At 78.5% G+C, this 2,687-nt stretch carries 2 protein-coding genes; one reads left to right on the top strand and one right to left on the bottom strand.

Translation table 11 applies throughout. The features are described 5' to 3' along the window. Positions 1–2,149 (bottom strand): AAA family ATPase (locus tag KBX53_RS28880; RefSeq protein WP_309140880.1); only part of this gene is annotated, 2,149 nt, incomplete at its 3' end. Between the two features lie 135 nt (positions 2,150–2,284). Here KBX53_RS28880 and KBX53_RS28875 point away from each other — a divergent pair. Further along, positions 2,285–2,687, top strand: a 403-nt coding sequence (locus tag KBX53_RS28875) for a hypothetical protein (RefSeq protein ID WP_210862749.1), incomplete at its 3' end; no start/stop codon positions are given.

Raw genomic sequence — 2,687 nt, 5'->3', positions numbered from 1 at the left:
CCTCCCGGGCCCGGACGAGCAGCCGCTGGCCGGCCGCCGGGTCGCCGGAGTCGCGGCGCAGCTGAGCCCCGCACAACGCGGCCACCGCCGCCGCCACCGGTTCCCCGGAAGCGGCGGCCAGCCACTCGTCGCCCACCTCCGCGTCGCCGGACCAACCGCCCGCCACGTCGAGCGCCGCGAGGGCGAGGGCGAGGTTCGCGGCGGCCTCGTCGGGCTGGTCGCGCAGCAGCGCCACCACCGCGAGAGCCAGGTACGCGTAGCCGCAGTCGAGCCGACAGGACCAGCCCCGGCAGGGCGGCATGCCGAGCGCGTCCCGGGCCGCCTGCTCGGCCGACCGCAGTTCGCCGCGCACCGCGAGCAGCAGCGCGGCGCGGCGGGCCCCGACCAGCACGGTGCGCGGTCGCTCAGCCTCCCGAGCTGCCGCCCGGGCCCGGACGCACCGGGCGGTGGGCAGCTCGCCGTCGGCCATCACGACCAGCCCCAGGGCGGTGCCGGTGAACGCCCGCAGGTCCAGGTCGTCCGCAGCGCCGCCGCCACCGGCCGTCGGGGCGGAGCTGACCACACCGGTCGGCGGGCTGTCCGGCACCCGGGTCGGCGTGGCGTCCGACGGGCGGGTACGCAGCAGGCGAGCGGCGGCGGCCCGCACCTCACCGCGGTCGTCGGCGAGCCGGGCCACGGTCAGCTCCAGCGCGGTGACCAACCGCAGGAACCGGTCCCGGCGCGGCACCGGAAGGCCCGCGGCGTGCCCGGCGGCGGCGCGCAGGTGACCGTCGGCCGCCGGCAGGTCACCGGCGTACGCCCGCTCGGCGGCGCAGGCCAGCGCCACCTCCGGGTCGGCGCGGATCACCTCCGCTGGCGGCGGCGCGGGTGCCGGCGCGTGCACCGGGCCACTGTCGTAGCGGGTCAGCTCCGGCCAGTGCGCGACGAACAGGTCACCGGCCAGGTCCCAGCGGCCGGCGGCCAGGGCGTGCCGTAGTCCGTCGGCGGGCCGGCCGTCGCCCGCGTACCAGTCGGCGGCCCGCACGTGCAGCTCGCGCAGGTCGTCGGCGGGCAACCGGGCCAGGTCGGCACGGAGCAGGTCGGCGAGCAGCGGCTCACACCGGTACCAGGGTGGCCGGGTGTCCTCCCGGTGCAGCAGACCACCGGTCCCGGCCAGGTCGGCCAGCGCCTGCCCGGCGTCGGCGCGGCCGGTGAGGGCCTCGGCCAGGTCGGCGCAGACGGTGTCGACCAGGGCGGTACGCCGCAGCAGGTCCACCTCGGCCGGGTCGAGCGTCGCCAGCACCTCCTCGTGCAGGTAGCCGGCGATCTCCGGTTGGTCCCCGCCGAACTGCCCCACCCAGCGCTCCGGGTCGGGTTGTCCGCGGACCGCCAGGGCCGCGATGCGCAGCGCGGCCGGCCAGCCGCCGGTGCGCTCCCGAAGCCGGTGCACGGCGCTCGCCGGCAGCGCGGCGGCGTGGGCGGTGAGCAGATCGGCCACCTCGTCGTCGGTGAACGCCAGCTCGTCCGGGCCGATCTCGGTCAGCTCACCGGCGAGGCGCAGCCGGTGCAGTGGCAGGTGCAGCCCGGCGCGCGAGCCGATCACCAGCCGGAGCCGCCGGCCGGCGTGCCGCAGCAGGAACTCCAGGCCGGTCAACGCCGCCGGGTCGGTGACCCGGTGCAGATCGTCAAGGATCAGCAGCACCGGCCGGTCGGCGGCGGCGAGCCTGGCGGCCAACGCCTCCAGTTGGTCGGGGCGCGGTGGCCGGTCGGGCACCGGGCCGTCGTCGGTCGACCCGATCGCCGAGCGCAGCGCCGCGGCGAGGTACGCCCAGAGCCGGTCGGAGTCGTCGCCGGCCTCCACCGACATCCAGGCCGAGACGGGGGTGTCCGCGGGCGACACCGACAGGTCGCCGGAGTCGGGCACGACCTCACCGGGCTGGACGTCGGGTGCGGCGCCGCCCAGCCGCACCCAGGAGGCCAGCAGTGTCGTCTTGCCCCAGCCGGCGGGGGCGGCCACCACCGTCACCGGTCCCGCACTGCCCTCGTCCAGCCGGCGCAGCAGGCGGGGCCGGGCCACCACCGGTTCCGGCGGCACGGCCGGTGTCAGCCGGGACGCCAACAGCGGTGGCCCCGGCGCCGGTTCGACCCGTACCTCATTCTGTTCCGGCACCCAGCCCCACCCCCACCACACGCTCCGCCCCCGGTCGGCGAGCGGTTACCCGACCCGGGCCGGTTCACCCCTTCCGGGCGAGCGCGCTTCACCCGGCCGCGACCGACGATCGGGGGACGTGAACCGGGAGGACGGGTGGTGCCGATGGGACGGCTGGCACGGGCGGGACCCGCCCTCGGCGGCGCGGCGCTGGCCAGGGCGGCACGGTTGCTGCGCGTACCCCGTGGGGGTGGCCGGCCGGGCGCGGACGGCGACGCCGCCGCGCCGGCCCGGTGGGAGGTGGTGACCGTCGACCGGCCCCCGGAGCAGGTCCTTCCGGACGGCCGCTGGCCGGAGCCGCTAGGCCGCCTGGACGGGGCGATCGAGGTGCGGGTGCGGCCGGCGCCCGGCGATCGGGGCACCGAGCTGGCCGCCCGGCCGCTGGCCGGCGTCACCCCGCCCACCGGGCTGGCCGCGCACCTGGTCGGCGACGACCCTGCTCTGCTGATCCGCCGGACGCTACGCCAGGTCAAGCAGCGGGTGGAGACCGGTGAGGTGC

It is taken from the genome of Micromonospora sp. M51 (assembly GCF_018070305.1).
In the GTDB taxonomy this organism is placed as follows: domain Bacteria; phylum Actinomycetota; class Actinomycetes; order Mycobacteriales; family Micromonosporaceae; genus Micromonospora; species Micromonospora parva.
Note: the sequence above shows the minus strand (reverse complement) of the source record. Positions and strands in the feature narration are given on the sequence as shown.